Source organism: Aureimonas glaciei (assembly GCF_014643375.1).
GTDB classification, from domain to species: domain Bacteria; phylum Pseudomonadota; class Alphaproteobacteria; order Rhizobiales; family Rhizobiaceae; genus Plantimonas; species Plantimonas glaciei.
The window spans coordinates 182049-198232 of record NZ_BMJJ01000010.1 but is presented as its reverse complement, the minus strand read 5'-3'; the positions used below and the strand labels follow the sequence as shown (position 1 = coordinate 198232).

At 67.5% G+C, this 16184-nt stretch carries 15 protein-coding genes; 8 read left to right on the top strand and 7 right to left on the bottom strand.

The genetic code is table 11. The features are described 5' to 3' along the window. The first annotated feature begins 71 nt into the window (after positions 1–71). Positions 72–2759, top strand: a complete 2688-nt coding sequence (gene secA / locus IEX88_RS19795) for a preprotein translocase subunit SecA (protein WP_188854042.1) — start codon at positions 72–74, stop codon at positions 2757–2759. A 424-nt stretch (positions 2760–3183) separates the two neighbouring features. Here secA and IEX88_RS19790 read toward each other — a convergent pair whose 3' ends face one another. The 4 genes from IEX88_RS19790 to IEX88_RS19775 all read right to left on the bottom strand — a co-directional run bounded on the left by IEX88_RS19790 (position 3184) and on the right by IEX88_RS19775 (position 6914). Next, positions 3184–4188 (bottom strand): L,D-transpeptidase family protein, encoded by a 1005-nt coding sequence (locus tag IEX88_RS19790; RefSeq protein WP_188854040.1) that lies wholly within the window; start codon positions 4186–4188, stop codon positions 3184–3186. 353 nt (positions 4189–4541) lie between these two features. After that, positions 4542–5495, bottom strand: coding sequence for an acetyl-CoA carboxylase carboxyltransferase subunit alpha (locus IEX88_RS19785; RefSeq protein ID WP_188854038.1), 954 nt, complete (start codon positions 5493–5495; stop codon positions 4542–4544). Between the two features lie 235 nt (positions 5496–5730). Continuing rightward, the gene (locus IEX88_RS19780) at positions 5731–6735 is read right to left on the bottom strand and encodes a site-specific tyrosine recombinase XerD (protein ID WP_188854036.1); all 1005 of its coding nucleotides are present in this window, start codon (positions 6733–6735) and stop codon (positions 5731–5733) included. Further along, complete coding sequence (locus tag IEX88_RS19775) at positions 6732–6914, bottom strand: hypothetical protein (protein ID WP_188854034.1); 183 nt, start codon at positions 6912–6914, stop codon at positions 6732–6734. The genes IEX88_RS19780 and IEX88_RS19775 overlap by 4 nt, the downstream gene beginning before the upstream one ends. A 205-nt stretch (positions 6915–7119) precedes the next feature. On the opposite strand from IEX88_RS19775, the gene IEX88_RS19770 reads away from it, so the two are divergent. Both IEX88_RS19770 and aroB read left to right on the top strand, forming a co-directional pair. Beyond that, positions 7120–7698: a shikimate kinase gene (locus tag IEX88_RS19770; RefSeq protein ID WP_188854032.1), complete on the top strand. Its 579-nt coding sequence runs from the start codon at positions 7120–7122 to the stop codon at positions 7696–7698. Beyond that, positions 7695–8840: a 3-dehydroquinate synthase gene (gene aroB, locus IEX88_RS19765; RefSeq protein WP_188854030.1), complete on the top strand. Its 1146-nt coding sequence runs from the start codon at positions 7695–7697 to the stop codon at positions 8838–8840. Before IEX88_RS19770 ends, aroB begins: the two co-directional genes overlap by 4 nt. A gap of 12 nt (positions 8841–8852) precedes the next feature. Here the strand turns inward: aroB and IEX88_RS19760 are convergent, their stop codons facing one another. Both IEX88_RS19760 and IEX88_RS19755 read right to left on the bottom strand, forming a co-directional pair. Then, on the bottom strand, positions 8853–9569 hold the full coding sequence (locus IEX88_RS19760; protein ID WP_210319302.1) for a YoaK family protein: 717 nt from the start codon (positions 9567–9569) through the stop codon (positions 8853–8855). Further along, positions 9566–9874, bottom strand: coding sequence for a BolA family protein (locus IEX88_RS19755; protein ID WP_373289626.1), 309 nt, complete (start codon positions 9872–9874; stop codon positions 9566–9568). The genes IEX88_RS19760 and IEX88_RS19755 overlap by 4 nt, the downstream gene beginning before the upstream one ends. A gap of 147 nt (positions 9875–10021) precedes the next feature. On the opposite strand from IEX88_RS19755, the gene IEX88_RS19750 reads away from it, so the two are divergent. The 5 genes from IEX88_RS19750 (at position 10022) to IEX88_RS19730 (ending at position 15235) form a co-directional block, all read left to right on the top strand. Continuing rightward, the gene (locus IEX88_RS19750) at positions 10022–10642 is read left to right on the top strand and encodes a J domain-containing protein (protein ID WP_188854028.1); all 621 of its coding nucleotides are present in this window, start codon (positions 10022–10024) and stop codon (positions 10640–10642) included. A 184-nt stretch (positions 10643–10826) separates the two neighbouring features. Next, the gene (cobS, locus tag IEX88_RS19745) at positions 10827–11813 is read left to right on the top strand and encodes a cobaltochelatase subunit CobS (protein ID WP_188854021.1); all 987 of its coding nucleotides are present in this window, start codon (positions 10827–10829) and stop codon (positions 11811–11813) included. 35 nt (positions 11814–11848) lie between these two features. Then, positions 11849–12295: a hypothetical protein gene (locus IEX88_RS19740; RefSeq protein WP_188854016.1), complete on the top strand. Its 447-nt coding sequence runs from the start codon at positions 11849–11851 to the stop codon at positions 12293–12295. Positions 12296–12299: 4 nt separating this feature from the next. After that, a complete protein-coding gene (cobT, locus tag IEX88_RS19735) occupies positions 12300–14201 on the top strand; it encodes a cobaltochelatase subunit CobT (RefSeq protein WP_188854014.1) in 1902 nt (633 codons plus the stop codon). 14 nt (positions 14202–14215) lie between these two features. Continuing rightward, positions 14216–15235 carry an esterase-like activity of phytase family protein gene (locus IEX88_RS19730; protein ID WP_188854005.1) on the top strand — a complete coding sequence of 340 codons (1020 nt, stop codon included), beginning with the start codon at positions 14216–14218 and terminating at the stop codon, positions 15233–15235. Positions 15236–15495: 260 nt separating this feature from the next. Here the strand turns inward: IEX88_RS19730 and IEX88_RS19725 are convergent, their stop codons facing one another. After that, positions 15496–16182 (bottom strand): queuosine precursor transporter, encoded by a 687-nt coding sequence (locus IEX88_RS19725; protein WP_188854002.1) that lies wholly within the window; start codon positions 16180–16182, stop codon positions 15496–15498. Positions 16183–16184: the final 2 nt, after the last annotated feature.

The window sequence follows — 16184 nt, the reverse complement described above, 5'->3', positions numbered from 1 at the left end:
TCGCTTTGCGGCCGTCGCCGCGCGATCAAATCGCTGGCAACGTCTCGCTTCATCTTTGGAAAGGCCTGTTCATGGTCAGTCTCGGCGGCATCGCCCGCAAGTTGCTCGGTTCGTCGAATGATCGGGTTGTTCGACGCTTCGAGCCCTTCGTGCGCGAGATCAATGCGCTCGAGCCTTCGCTCGCCGCCCTGAGCGACGAAGCGCTGCGCGGGCGCACCGACGAGTTCCGCGCCCAGATCGCGGCCGGAACGCCCGTCGACGACCTGCTCGTTCCGGCTTTCGCCACCGTCCGCGAGGCAGCCAAGCGCGCGCTCGGCATGCGCCACTTTGACGTGCAGATGATCGGCGGCATGGTCCTGAACCGCAAGTCGATCGCCGAGATGCGCACCGGCGAGGGCAAGACCCTGGTCGCCACCCTGCCGGTCTATCTCAACGCGCTGGCCGGCAAGGGCGCGCATGTCGTCACCGTCAACGACTACCTCGCCACCCGCGACGCCGAGTGGATGGCGAAGGTCTATCGCTTCCTCGGCATGTCGGTCGGCATCATCACGCACGGCCTGTCGGACGATCAGCGCCGCGCCGCCTATGCCTGCGACATCACCTACGCCACCAACAACGAGCTCGGCTTCGACTACCTTCGCGACAACATGAAGTACGAGCGCGGCCAGATGGTCCAGCGCGGCCACCATTTCGCGATCGTCGACGAGGTCGATTCGATCCTGATCGACGAGGCGCGCACGCCGCTGATCATCTCCGGCCCCCTCGACGACCGCTCCGACCTCTACAAGACCATCGACGCCTTCATCCCGCAGCTGGGACCGGAGGACTACGAGCTCGACGAAAAGCAGCGCCAGGTCTCCTTCACCGAGGACGGCACCGAGAAGCTCGAGCGTTTGCTTGAGTCGGCCGGCCACCTCGTCGGCGCCTCGCTCTACGACATCGAGAACGTGTCGATCGTCCACCACGTCAACAACGCCCTGAAGGCGCACACGCTGTTCCAGCGCGACAAGGACTACATCGTCCGCAACGACGAGATCGTCATCATCGACGAGTTCACCGGCCGCATGATGCCGGGCCGGCGCTATTCGGAAGGCCTGCACCAGGCGCTCGAGGCCAAGGAGGGCGTCACCGTCCAGCCCGAGAACCAGACGCTCGCCTCGATCACCTTCCAGAACTATTTCCGCATGTACGAGCGGCTGGCCGGCATGACGGGCACCGCCTCGACCGAAGCGTCCGAGTTCGGCGACATCTACGGTCTCGACGTCCTGGAAATCCCGACCAACCTGCCGGTCAAGCGCATCGACGAGGACGACGAGGTCTACCGGACGGCGGACGAGAAGTTCAAGGCGATCGCCAACGAGATCAACGAGGCCGCCGGCCGCGGCCAGCCGGTCCTCGTCGGCACCACCTCGATCGAGAAGTCGGAAATGCTGGCCGAGCGGCTGGCCAAGGGCGGCCTCAAGAATTTCCAGGTGCTGAACGCCCGCTATCACGAGCAGGAAGCCTACATCGTCGCGCAGGCGGGCGTTCCCGGCGCGGTGACGATCGCCACCAACATGGCCGGCCGCGGCACCGACATCCAGCTCGGCGGCAATGCCGACATGCGCATCGAGCACGAGCTGAAGGACATGCCGGAAGGCCCCGAGCGGACCGCCGCCGAGGCGGCGATCCGCACCGACATCCAGCGCCTGAAGGAAAAGGCGCTGGCGGCCGGCGGCCTCTATGTCCTGGCCACCGAGCGGCATGAATCGCGCCGCATCGACAACCAGCTGCGCGGCCGCTCCGGCCGCCAGGGCGATCCCGGTCGGTCGAAATTCTTCCTGTCGCTGCAGGACGACCTCATGCGCATCTTTGGCTCCGACCGCATGGACACCATGCTGACCCGGCTCGGCCTGAAGGAGGACGAGGCCATCGTCCACCCCTGGATCAACAAGGCGCTGGAAAAGGCGCAGAAGAAGGTCGAGGCGCGCAATTTCGACATCCGCAAGAACCTCCTGAAATACGACGACGTGATGAACGACCAGCGCCGCGTCATCTTCGAGCAGCGGCTCGAGCTGATGGACGCCGAGGGCCTGTCCGAGACCATCACCGACATGCGTCACGCCACCATCGAAGCCGCCGTCGCCCGGCACATTCCCGAGCGCGCCTATGCCGAACAGTGGCAGACGGCCGAGCTCCGGGAAGAGTGCCTGGAGCTCCTCAACCTCGACCTGCCGATCAAGGAATGGGCCGACGAGGAGGGCATCGACGAGAACGACATCCGCGAGCGCATCACCAAGGCCGCCGACGCCGTCTTCGCCGAGAAGACCGAGCGTTTCGGCCTGGAGACGATGACCTACATCGAGCGCTCCGTCGTCCTGCAGACGATCGACCTTCTGTGGCGCGAGCACCTCGTCAATCTCGATCACCTGCGCTCGGTCGTCGGATTCCGCGGCTATGCGCAGCGCGACCCGCTGAACGAGTACAAGTCGGAAGGGTTCGAGCTGTTCGAGACCATGCTCGGCCATCTGCGCGAGCGCACCACCGCGCAGCTGATGCGCGTCGAGATCGTGCGGCCGGACGAGCAGCCGTCGCAGCAGGAGGACGACCTGCCCTTCATGACCGCGCACCATATCGATGCGACGACGGGCGAGGACGATGCCACCGGCGTGTCGGCCGACAACGAGGATCCCAGCCTCTGGGGCCCCGTCGGCCGCAACGAGCCCTGCCCTTGCGGCTCGGGCAAGCGGTTCAAGCACTGCCACGGCACCTTCGCCTGACAGGCTGCGCCAAGGCCGAATGAAAAAGAGACCGGAGCGCGAGCCCCGGTCTCTTTTTTTATGGGCCGGCCGTGTCCTTGGACCGCGGCTTGGTCTGGAAGGGCGACGGACCTCGCCGGTCCTCTGCCGCGGACGCATGGCCCGCGCGCCTCGTGCCAGGGACGGAAGTCGGCGCAGGCAGGTGCATGGCTGGCGTTTTGGGAAACACGACCGGCGCATCCGACCAAGAGCGGCTCATGCGGCGCAGACACGGCGTCCGGAGCGGCTGGAGGGACGGGAGACGCGACCCGCGATCGCTGCGCCTGTGCGGCGCCGCCGTCCCGTCGAACCCGCCCTCCGCGGCACCGCTCCGGTGCTGCGGCGGCTACGGGCGGCGACGCTGGATCGTCTGACCCGGATCGTCGTTTCCGGCTTTCCGTCCAGCCTACTTCGTGAAGCCGTCGAACACCGTTGCCCGCTTGGTCTTCAACGGCTTGCCAAAACGGTCGAAACCTTCGCGGCGATGCTGCTCGGCGGCGTAGGCGTCGGCGGTGATGGGCGTGCCGGTCTTGTAGGTGAAGGTCGACACCGGGGCGAGGTCGTGCGGCTGCATCTGGGCGAAGAGCTTGTCCTCCTCGGCCTGGTCGGCGACGCGCTTGGCGGCGACGGCCGGGGATTCCTCGACCACCGGGCAAGGGTCCGTCGCTGCCAGCTTCTGGCCTTCCTCGAGCTTGGGATCGAAGACGTAGCGCTTCTCGCAGACGCCGACATTCGGCACGCGCTTGGTCAGTTCGAAGCGGTCCGACCCTTCCTTCAGCATCTTCCAGAAGGCGTAGTGCTCGGACTGGCGATGCCGGGCGAGATTCTTCGGCGTCATGCGGAAGGGGAAGGCCTGGATCTGGAACGAGCGCTGGCCGCCGGCAAAGCTGTCGCGGGCGAGTGCATAGAGTTCCTCGACCTGCCAGTCGTCCATGGCGTAGCAGCCGGACGAATTGCACGAGCCGTGGATCATCAGGTTCTGGCCGGTGAAGCCTTGCGAGCGGTCATAGGCGTTGGGATAGCCAATGTTGACGGCGAGGTGGTGCTGCGAGCCGGGATTCAGCTGGCCGGACACGACGGTGTAGAAGCCCTCCGGCGCCTGCCGGTCGCCCTCGGCCTTCTTCGGCCCGAGCTTTCCCGACCAGGCGCAGATCGCATAGGTCTTGAGAAGCTCGTACTCGCCGCTGGTCTTCTGCTTCCAGACCTCGAGCGCCGATTCCTCCTTGAACAGGCGAACCAGGATGGGCGACTTCACGCCCATGTCCTTGGCCTTCATCACCTTGACGAGGGCGTCCGGCACGGGTGCCTGGGCGCCCTGGAGGTCGCCGAAGTCGGAACCGGGCTGACAGGCCGAAACGGCCATCAGGCTGACGGCGAGGACGGCGGCGGTGATCAGACGTCTGACGAGCATGCCCGTCCCCCTTTTCGGCAGACGGTCGCCCGACCGCGCTGCTTTTCAACCCTGGCGCCGTCCGCCATTCCGGCCGAAGTCGCCTGTCGGTCCCTCGCAAACCCTTGCCGGGACTCAGACAATTTGTCTCTTGTTTGACTCCGCCGGTCCTAACAATCCGTTAAGCTCGGCTCAGCCCCGTGGCAGAACCCGTGGCAGGCCCCCTGCCAAGCCACTTTGGCCCCTGCGCCCATGGCCGTCGTTGAAGCCATAAACCACGGTGGGATTGTGACGAAAACCGCGGCGTAACGCTAGGTCACAGCGTGACTGGAAAGTCACGGTCGCACCCAAAAGGCCCTGTCGGATGGGCGAAGCTAGAGATTGCGGCCGATCGCGAGGAACTTTTCGCGGCGCTCGCGGCGCAGAGTCTCGCCATCGCGCGGCGTCAGCTCGGCCAGGGCCGCGCGGATGCGGCCGGCCGTGGTGTCGATGGCTTCGCTGGCCGCGCGATGCGCACCGCCGATCGGCTCCGTCACGATTTCGTCGATGACGCCGAACCCCTTGAGATCCTGAGCGGTGATCTTCATCGCCTGGGCGACGTCCTGCGCCCGCGTCGCGTCGCGCCAGAGGATCGAGGCACCCGCCTCGGGCGAGATGACGCTGTAGATCGCGTGCTCGAGCATCAGCACGCGGTTGGCCGCGGCCAGCGCGATGGCGCCGCCGGAGCCGCCCTCGCCGATGACCACCGAAATCAGCGGCACCTTGAGGTTGAGGCAGGCTTCGGTCGAGCGGGCGATGGCCTCGGCCTGGCCGCGCTCTTCCGCGCCGATGCCGGGATAGGCGCCGGCGGTGTCGACGAGCGTCAGCACCGGGATGCCGAAGCGCTCGGCCATCTCCATGATGCGCACCGCCTTGCGGTAGCCCTCCGGCCGGGCCATGCCGAAATTATGCTTCAGCCGGGTCTGGGTGTCCGATCCCTTTTCCTGGCCGATCACCGCGATCGACTGCCCGTCGAACCGGCCGAAGCCGGAAATGATGGCGTGATCCTCGGCGAAGAAGCGGTCGCCGGCCAGCGGCGTGAAGTCGGTGATCATCCGCTCGACATAGTCGAGGCAGTGCGGCCGGTCGGCATGTCGGGCGACCTGGGTCTTCTGCCACGGCGTCAGCTTCTTGTAGAGGTCGAGCAGGGCGTCGCGCGAACGCTTCTCCAGCCGCTGGATCTCTTCGGTGACGTCGACGCCATCCTTGTTCTCGCCGATTCCCTTCAGCGCGATGATCTGGCTTTCGAGGTCGGCGACGGGCTTTTCGAAGTCGAGATAATTGTGCATGAGCGACCGAGGCCGTCCTTTCGACACAGGGAGATCCCCGCCGCCCGGTCGAGGGCCTGCAGGGCTTGTCGGCCGCCGGCGGAAGGGCGGGTCAGAGTGCGGCGCAAACTGACGATGTGCCCGCGTCTTGTCAAGAAAGCCCGACCGCCCGTCCGCCGCAATGTGACATAGCCCGCGCGCGCGCTCTGTCCAGCCGGCGAAACCATCCGGAAACAGCCCCTTGCGCCCCCTGCCCTCAGTCGCCGCTCGCCTCCGACAGTGGATGGTGATCGGTGACGAGGCGGATCAGCCTTTCCTCGAGCACATGGGTGTAGATCTGCGTCGTCGAAATGTCGGCATGGCCGAGGAGCTCCTGCACGGCCCGCAGATCGGCGCCGTTCTGCAGGAGATGGCTGGCGAAGGCGTGGCGCAGCACGTGCGGCGAGACCCGCGCGGCGGGAATGCCGGCGCGCGCCGCCAGCGCCTTGAGGTCGCGGGCGAAGGCCTGGCGGGTCAGGTGGCCGCTCTCCGACAGCGCTGGAAACAGCCAGGGCTGCTCGGCCGCGGACGGTTGTCCCGGCACCTTCAGGGCCGCAAGCGCCTGCCCGAATCCTTCCAGGGCATCGCGGGCCCGCTCGCCGATCGGCACCATGCGCTCCTTGTCGCCCTTGCCGCGGACGATCACCAGCCGGTTCGCCGGCCGCAGCACAGAGCGCGGCAGGCTGACGAGCTCGGAGACGCGCAGGCCGGTGGCGTAGAGAAGCTCGACCAGGGCATGCAGACGCCGCGCCCGGGCGAGCGCCGGACCGGACAGGGCGGGGTCGTCGGCCGAGGCGGCGGCCGCGTCGATCAGGCGATCGACCTCGTCCTCGCTCATGATCTTGGGCAGCGGCCGCGCCTTGCGCGCCGTCTCGATCGGCCCGGTCGGGTCGTCGCCGCGCAGGCCCTCGGCGTAGAGGAACCGGTAGAACTGGCGCAGCGAGGACATCCGCCGCGACTGGCTGGAGGCGGCAAAGCCGCGCGCGGAGAGATCGGAGACGAAGGCGCGGATATCGTCGCTCGACGCCGCCGAAAGGCTGGTGCCGCGGGCGCCGAGAAAGTCGCTGCTGTCATCGAGGTCGCGGCGATAGGCCGACAGCGTGTTCTCCGCCGCGCCGCGCTCCACCGCCATCATCTCGATGAAGGTCTCGATGTCGACCGCGTCGCGGTTCGCCGGGCGCCGCGCATCGCGCGCGCCGTCGTCGTCGTCTCCGACCGTCATGGGCGCAGCGGCGCGATGGGCTCGCCGGGCGCCGGCGGCGGCTGCAACTGGTCGAGAGGCAGCGTGATTTCGACGGGATGCTGCGCCGGTTCGACGAAGAACACGAGCGCGGCCATGGCGGCGAGAACGACACCGCAGAGAAAGACGAGCGTCGTCAGGAGACGGACGAGCGTGGGCATGACGGTGGGGCCATTCTGACCGGAGGACATGGCATTCGGGACCGCTTTGCCAGCGGCGTTACGCCTCTCTTCCTTTAAAGATTACAGCCGGGGGTGCAAGCGCGAAGCCGCTACCACCGCCGCCGCAGGCTCTCGCCACGCCTTGACGCCAGCCCCAAATTCCTGTCTCCCAGACGGGATTTCATGGGGAAGACGACGGTAGACAATGAGGAGCGCATCCCGCCCGGACGACCATCCCGACATCGCCGCGCGGCTCGGCGGCCGCTGCGTCACGCTGATCGGCCTGATGGGCGCCGGCAAGTCGACGGTCGGCAAGAAATTGTCGCAGATGCTCGGCCTTCCCTTCCACGACACCGACACCGAAATCGAGAGCGCTGCCCAGATGAGCGTCGCCGAACTCTTCGCCTCCTATGGCGAGCCGGAATTCAGGGCGCTCGAGGCGCGGGTGGTGGCGCGGCTGTCGAGCCAGGGGCCGCAGGTGCTGGCCACCGGCGGCGGCGCCTACATGGCGGCGGAGACACGGCAGCTTCTGCGCCAGCGCGCGGTAACCGTCTGGCTGAAGGCCGATGTCGACGTTCTGATGGAGCGCGTCCAGCGCCGCGCCACGAGGCCCCTCCTGGCGACCGCCGATCCGCGCGGCACCATGCTCGGCCTCATCGAAAAGCGCTATCCCGTCTACGCCGAGGCCGACATCACCATCGTCTCGCGCAATGTCCGGCGCGAGGTGATCGCCGAAGAGATCGTCGAGGCCCTCGACCGCTATCTTGCCGAGAACCCGGCATGACCGCCCTTCTCGAGCCCACGACCGCCCGCCAGACGGTCCGTGTCGATCTGGGCGAACGCAGCTACGACATCCTCATCGGGCCCGGCCTCGTCGCCGCGGCCGGCGCGGAGATCGCCCGCCGCCTGCCCGGCATCCGCGCCATGGTCGTCACCGACGCGACCGTCGCCGATCTTCACCTCGCGGCGTTGATGACCTCCCTCGCCAGCGCCGGCATCGATGCGACGCCCCTCGTCCTTCCCGCTGGCGAGAAGACGAAATCCTTCGAGCGCCTGGAAGAGACCGTCGAGGCCGTGATCGCGGCGCGGCTGGAGCGCGGCGACGCCGTGATCGCGCTCGGCGGCGGCGTCATCGGCGACCTCTCGGGCTTCGTCGCCGGGATCGTGCGGCGCGGCATGCGCTTCGTCCAGATCCCGACCTCGCTGCTCGCCCAGGTCGATTCGTCGGTCGGCGGCAAGACCGGCATCAATTCGCCGCAGGGCAAGAACCTCGTCGGCGTCTTCCATCAGCCTGCCTTGGTGCTGGCCGATACCGGCGTCCTCGACACGCTGAGCCGGCGGGAATTCGCCGCGGGCTATGCCGAGGTCGTGAAATACGGGCTGATCGACCGGCCGGATTTCTTCGCCTGGCTGGAACGGCACCGCGAAGCGATCTTCGCCGGCGGGCCGGAACGGGCCGAGGCGATCGCCGAAAGCTGCCGGGCCAAGGCTGCGGTGGTGGCCGCCGACGAGCGAGAGGACGGCGCGCGGGCCCTTCTCAATCTCGGACACACTTTCGGGCACGCGCTGGAAGCGGCCTGCCACTACGATTCCGACCGCCTCGTCCATGGCGAGGGCGTCGCCATCGGCATGGCGCTGGCGCACCGTTTTTCCGTGCGCCTCGGCCTCTGCAACGGTCAGGATGCGGTCCGGGCCGAGCGCCATCTGGAGGCAGCCGGCCTGCCGACGCGCATCGACCAGATCCCCGGCGGCGGCTTTCCGGTCGCGGAGCTGATGCGCGGCATCGGCCAGGACAAGAAGGTCAGCCGCGGCCGCCTGACCTTCATTCTCACCCGCGGCATCGGCGCGGCCTTCGTCGCCCGGGATGTCGACCCGGCGGCGGTGGAAGCCTTTCTCGCCGACGAACTGGCGCACGCCGCCGCCTGACACCGTCAGCGGTCAGCCGAAATAGTGCTTGCGCCAGCGCTGGGGAATGAGCCCGGAGATCACCGCGAGCGCGGCAGCGAATGCCGCCGCGACGAAGATCGCGGAGGGCCCGAGCAGGCCGACCGCCAGCGCCCCGAGGACGGCGCCGACCAGCATGCCCGTCCACGGCACGATCTCGATCCAGAAGCGGCCGGAGGGCGCGCCGACGAGCCAGCGGCCGAGGCCGCGGCCGAAACGCGACAAGGCGCCCGTGACATAGGTGACGCCGAGCGCATGGCCGTCGACCCGCTCGACGGCGACATTCACCAGTCCCATGGCGAACACCACGGCCAGCGTCGCCACCAGCGCCTGGTCGAGCGCGTGGAGGAGACCTGCAAGATCCAGCACCGCGGCCACGAGGCCGACGATCAGCGCGTGGCGGCGATGGGTCAGGTGCACGAAGACGACGCCGGCGCTGTTGCCGAGAACGAAGACGATCACCAGGAAAGCGAGGTGGGCGGCCTGGGCGCCAAAGCCCTCGCCGACGGCAACCGCCAGCCGCGTCGTATTGCCGCTCATGAAGGAGACGAAGTCGCCGGCGACGAGAAAGCCGATCGCGTCCGTCATGCCGGCGAGGCACGACAGGCCCGCGGCAAAGCCGAGACCGGTCGCCATCTGCCGGCGGCGCAGGACCCTGCGGCGGTGCGCCCGCGGCGCCTCGGCCTTCGCTGGCGGCGAAAGGGCGCTCACCGTCGCAGCGGCTCTCCGGGCGCCTTCGCCTCGATCGCCAGCGCATGCACGCCCGACTCCAGTTCCTGCGCCAGGACGAGGTTCACGGCGCGGTGACGCTCGACGCGGGAGAGGCCGGCAAAGGTCGCCGAGACGATGGTGACGCGGAAATGCGTACCCGCCGAACCGTCGAAGCCGGCATGGTGCTCGCTGGCGCCGTGGTGATGGCCGGCATGTAGGTGGCTTTCGTCGACGACGGTAATGGTTTCCGGGCTAAACACTTCCCGCAGCCTGGCTTCGATCGTGTCGCGAGAATACAGGGTCATTCCGGGTTCCGATGGCATGAGAGGACAAGTGCGGCTATGGAGGACGGTGCGACACCGTCCTGGCGGTGCTTCGCCTTCGCGGTGGAGGGGTTTTTCCGTTCTGTCAATTCTTGTTCGCCCCGTACTAGGTCACCATAATCCAACGCGATGAAACTCGATTCAAAATATTTCGACGGAATACGTGTCAAACCCGCGCGCCAGGCAGCGGCAGAGAAGGCGCGCGCGCCTGACTGCGCCTGGGAGGGCTGCACACAGCCGGGCAGTCACAAGGCCCCCCGCGGCCGGGATCATGAAGGTCAGTATCTGAACTTCTGCGTCGATCACGTCCGCCAGTACAACAAGTCGTACAACTACTTCTCCGGGTTGAACGACACCGACATCCAGACCTATCTGAAGGACTCGCTGACGGGAAACCGTCCGACCTGGACGATGGGCGCGGCCGCCGGCGACGCTTCCGCTACCCAGGCGCCCCCGCGGGCGGCGCGGCGCTGGAGCGGCAAGGCGAAGGACCCGTTCAACCTCTTCGGCGACGACGCCGTGCGGGCACGGCAGGCGTCCAAGACCAAGAAGGTCCGTTCGCTCGAGTCGAAAGCCTTCGTCACGCTCGATCTCACCGAAGAATCGTCTGGTGAGACGATCCGAACGCGCTATAAAAGCCTGGTGAAGCAATACCACCCCGATGCCAATGGCGGCGATCGTGGGCACGAAGACCGGCTGCGCGAGGTCATCCAGGCCTACAAACTGTTGAAACAGTCCGGTTTTTGTTAATCGCTGAACGACCGGGCCGGTGCCCGCCTCGACGTCTCCAGTCACTTCGGCGGGGACGCGGCGGCGCGGCGGACGGTCGGTGGCATTTCGGTGCCGGTTTCGGTCCGGGACGGCAGATGCCGCGCTCCCGGCTCGCGTGAGTTGACGGCACCGCGTCCAGGGGGCGCGGGCCCTTGGAGGTAGCATGAACAAAGCGGTTCAGGACGTCGCCCGGCTTCCGAACACCACGGTCTCCGTCAAGGACACCTTCGGTTTCGACAGCAGCCTGATCGTTCCAGCCTATCGGGAACCGGACCTGCACGTGCCCGAGGTCGATCCGGACTATCTCTTCGACAAGCCGACGACGCTCGCCATCCTCGCCGGCTTTGCCAAGAACCGCCGCGTCATGGTCTCGGGCTTCCACGGCACCGGCAAGTCGACGCATATCGAGCAGGTCGCCGCCCGCCTCAACTGGCCTTGCGTGCGCGTCAATCTCGACAGCCATGTCAGCCGCATCGACCTCGTCGGCAAGGACGCGATCACCGTTCAGGACGGCATGCAGGTGACGGAGTTTCGCGAGGGCATCCTGCCCTGGGCCTACCAGAACAACGTCGCGCTGGTCTTCGACGAGTACGATGCCGGCCGGCCGGACGTGATGTTCGTCATCCAGCGCGTGCTCGAGGCCTCCGGCCGCCTGACGCTCCTCGACCAGAGCCGCGTCATCACGCCGCATCCGGCCTTCCGCCTCTTCGCCACCGCCAATACGGTCGGCCTCGGCGACACCACCGGCCTCTATCACGGCACGCAGCAGATCAACCAGGCGCAGATGGACCGCTGGTCGATCGTGACGATCCTGAACTACCTGCCGCACGACAACGAGGTCGGCATCGTGCTGGCCAAGGCGAAGCACTTCCAGACGAAGGAAGGCAAGCCGATCGTCTCGAAAATGGTCCGGGTCGCCGACATGACGCGCTCGGCCTTCGTCAACGGCGACCTGTCGACCGTGATGAGCCCGCGCACGGTGATCACCTGGGCCGAGAACGCCGAGATCTTCGGCAATGTCGGCTTCGCCTTCCGGCTCACCTTCCTCAACAAGTGCGACGATCTGGAGCGTGCCCTGGTGGCGGAGTTCTATCAGCGGGCGTTTGGCGAGGAACTGCCGGAATCCAGCGCCAACGTGGTTCTGGACTGATGCGGCTGGATCGGCGCACCCTGCTCGGAGCGGTCTTGCTGACGATGGTCGGCGCACCTGTCCAGGCAGAGCTGCCGTCGGTCCTGCGCGTCAGCGGCGACGTCACGGCGGAGAGCTACAAGGGTCTCGAGACCTTCCTTCTCAATTCGATGGACACGGTCGTCGGCCTCAAGATCAGCTTTCCGCAGTCGGAGTCGGTCGAAACCGGCGACCTGAACGCCTCGGCCGACGACGGCAAGTTCGTGGCCTATCTCTCCGGCCCGGACTCGGAGACGGAGATCGTCGCCAATGAAGGGTTCTCCTTCCAGCACGGGAGCCACATCTTCGACGGCTTCTTTGTCGTCAAATCGGGCGGCATGAACCAGGGCATCATCTCGCTGTTCCTTGAGCCGGCGGATGAGGCCTCGGTGCTTTTGTCCGGTGCTCCGGTAAAGGACATCTCGATCGACCGACTGGATCCCACCATCCGCAAGCAGGACTGAAGCCTTGGCCCGCATCGGCGACAATTCCAAACCCGGCAGCACCAAGGGCGGCGGCGATCGCGAGCCGTTCCGGCGGGCGGTGGCCGGCTGCATGCGGGCGATCGCCGGCGACTCCGAGCTCGAAGTCGTCTATGCCAGCGAGAAGCCCGGGCTGAACGGGCCGCGTGCCCGCCTGCCGGAATTGCCCAAGCGCGTCACCGCCAACGACATCGCCGTCACCCGCGGCCTGTCCGACGCCATGGCGCTGCGCCGGGCCCGCCACGACATCAAGATCCACGCCACGCTCTCGCCCGAGGGCAAGGCCGCCCGCGCCGTATTCGACGCCGTCGAGCAGGCGCGCGTCGAGGCGATCGGCGCCAATGCCATGTCCGGCGTCGGCGACAATCTCGCGGCCATGCTGGAAGACAAGTATTTCCGCTCCAACCTCGCCGACGTCACCGACCGCGCCGAAGCCCCCTTGGAAGACGCGATCGCGCTGATGGTGCGCGAGCGCCTGACCGGACGCGCCGTGCCGCAAAGCGGCCAGGCCGTCGTCGACGTCTGGCGCGACTGGATCGAGGCCAAGGCCGGCGACCGGATGGAGCGTCTCGCCGCCAGCGTCGAGAACCAGAACGCCTTTGCCCGCAACATGCGCGACCTCCTCGCCGCCATGGAAATGGCCGAGGAACTCGGTCAGGAGAACGAGCCGGAAGACGGCGAGGACGAGGAAAAGGGCGACAGCCAGAGCCGCGACAACGAGGACGGCGGCGCCGAGAAGGATGCCGGCGAGGACGAGGCCAAGGCGGAAGACAGCCAGTCCGAGGCCGAGAGCGAGGATGCGGCCGAGGCCGAGGATTCCGAGGTCACCGCCGACGACCCGGTCGACGACGACAGCCAGGACACCGAAACCCCCGGCGAGTCGCGCCGCCCGAACCAGGCGCTGTCCAACCTTCTCGGCGATCCCGAGTACAAGGTCTACTCCACCGCCTTCGACGAGATGGTCGGGGCCGAGGAGCTGTGCGACGAAGCCGAGCTCGACCGGCTCCGGGCCTTCCTCGACAAGCAGCTGACGACGCTGCACAGCGTCGTCGGGCGCCTCGCCAACCGGCTGCAGCGCCGACTGATGGCGCAGCAAAACCGCTCCTGGGATTTCGACCTTGAAGAGGGCTATCTCGACAGTGCGCGGCTCACCCGCCTCGTCACCGACCCGATGCAGCCGCTCTCCTTCAAGCAGGAGCGCGACACCGCCTTCCGCGACACCATCGTGACGCTGCTCATCGACAATTCCGGCTCCATGCGCGGCCGCCCGATCACCGTCGCGGCGACCTGCGCCGACATCCTCGCGCGCACGCTCGAGCGCTGCGGCGTCAAGGTCGAGGTGCTCGGCTTCACCACGCGCGCCTGGAAGGGCGGCCAGTCGCGGGAAGCCTGGTTGAAGGCCGGCAAGCCGCAGAAGCCCGGCCGCCTCAACGATCTCCGGCACATCGTCTACAAATCCGCCGACGCGCCCTGGCGGCGGGCCCGGCGCAATCTCGGCCTGATGATGCGCGAGGGGCTCCTGAAGGAGAACATCGACGGCGAGGCGCTGATCTGGGCGCACAACCGCCTGCTCGCGCGCCCCGAGCAGCGGCGCATCCTGATGATGATCTCGGACGGCGCGCCGGTCGACGATTCGACGCTGTCGGTCAATCCCGGCAACTATCTGGAGCGCCATCTGCGCTCCGTGATCGAGGAGATCGAGATGCGCTCGCCGGTCGAGCTTCTGGCCATCGGCATCGGCCACGACGTGACGCGCTACTACCGCAAGGCGGTGACCATCGTCGACGCCGAGGAACTGGCCGGCGCGATGACCGAGCAGCTCGCCGACCTCTTCGCCGACGAGAGCCAGGGCCGACGCCCGCCCCGCCGCGCCAGCGCCCGCCGGTGATGGTGGAGACGGGCATGAAACGGCGCCGTCAGGCGCCGCTGGCGGCTGCGCTGTGCGCCGGCCTCGCCTGGCTGCAGCCCGCATCCGCAATCGCAGAGCAGCGCGAGATCACCGTCGCCGCCTCCCCGATTGCGAGCTTCGCAGCGGACGCCGCGGTGAAGCGCTTCGGCGCGCTCGGCTATGTCGGCGGCTTCAGCTACTCCTCCCGGGACGGACGGCTCGCCGGCGTCTCGGCCATCCGGCTGCTGCACGGCCGCTCCCGCTTTCTGGCCGTTACCGATACCGGCTACTGGTTTTCCGGCGCGATTCGTCGCGATGCCGAGGGACGCCCGACCGGCTTCGACGAGACCGCGATGGCACCGATCCTCGGGCCCGACGGCGAACCGCGGACCCGGCGCAAGGGCCTTGCCGACGCCGAAGGCCTTGCTATCGACGGCGACCGGGCCCTCGTCTCCTTCGAGCGCGATCACCGCATCGAGGCCTTCGCGAACCCCGACAATCCGTTCGACAGCCGGCCCTCCGGCGTCGCCCAGCCGATCCCCTTGCGGGAACTGCGCGGCAATGCCGGGATCGAGGCCATCGCCGTGGATGCCGGCGGGGCGGGACGCGAAAAGCGCACAGTGATCGTCACCGAGCAGTCGATCGACCGGGACGGCAATCTCTTCGCCGCCATCCTCGGGCCGGCAGGCGGCCTCTTCAAGGTCGTGCGCGAGGAGCCCTGGAGCGTCACCGACAGCGCCTTCCTGCCGGACGGCGACCTGCTCCTTCTCGAGCGCCGCTACCAGGGTTTCGGCCGAATCGGCATGCGGCTGCGCCGCCTCGGCGGAGGTGAGATTCGGCCGGGGGCGCTGGTCGATGGTCCGGTGCTGATGGAAGCCGATTTCGGGCAGCAGATCGACAACATGGAAGGGCTGGACGTCTCGGTCGGCGACGACGGCCACACCTATATCGCCGTTGTCTCCGACGACAACGGCTCCATGTTTCAGCGCAATCTGTATCTGGAATTCGTGCTCGACGGCCCGGGGCCATCCTGACGGCTGTGGCGTCCGAGTAGACGTCGGTGCTGGGCTGCGTTGCCTCTCAGGGCACTCCCCTCTCAGGTCGTCCCACGCTCTTCCCTGTCTGGTCGTCATCTTCGCGCGAAGCGCGGGGATCCATGCCTCAGCGACCGTGCGCCCGTCCGGCGCCGGAGGACCGCGTCGCCGTCATGGCATGGATCCCCGGGGCCAAGGCCCGGAGGATGACGAATGCAGAAGGTTAGGAGCGCAGCCGCCGCACGCCGACACCAGCCCCCTCAGACCGCGGCGTCGGCCGGCCGGTACGGCATGAAGCGCTGCATCAGTATGCGGTAGGGGACGAGCGCGAAGACGGCGATAAGCAGCTTCACCATAAAATCGCCGATAGCCCAGGAAACCCAGCGCGGCGCCTCGCCGGCCATCACGCCGAGGAGCGGCGCGTTCGCCAGCGCAAACTCGTCGCCGGGGCCCAGCAGCAGGAAGAAAGGCGCGAAGGCGAGGGTGAAGAAGGTCAGCGTGTCCACGACGGAACCGGCAAGCGAGGCGAAGGCCGGGGCGCGCCACCAGCTGGAGCGGCGCAGGCGATTGAACACCGCGATGTCGAGCAGCTGCGCCATCAGGAAGGCCGCGCCCGAAGCGCAGGCGATGCGAAAAAGCCGCTCGCCGGCGGTGGAATAGCCGAGCAGGCCGAGGTCGAAGAGAATCGGCGGGACGACGATCGATGCGAGAATCGCGACGGCGAAGCCGGCATAGACCACGTTCCGCGCCACCGCCGGCCCATAGCGCCGGTTGGTCAGGTCGGTGACGAGAAAGGCGAAGGGATAGGTGAAGGCGCCCCAGGTCAGGATGTCGCCAAGGGAGAGCGTGCCGATCTGCCCCGACAGGGGAAACTGGACGAACACGTTCGAGGCGACGACGATGAGCGTCATCGCCGCGACCGGAAGGGCGGGGAATCGAGCAGTCATTT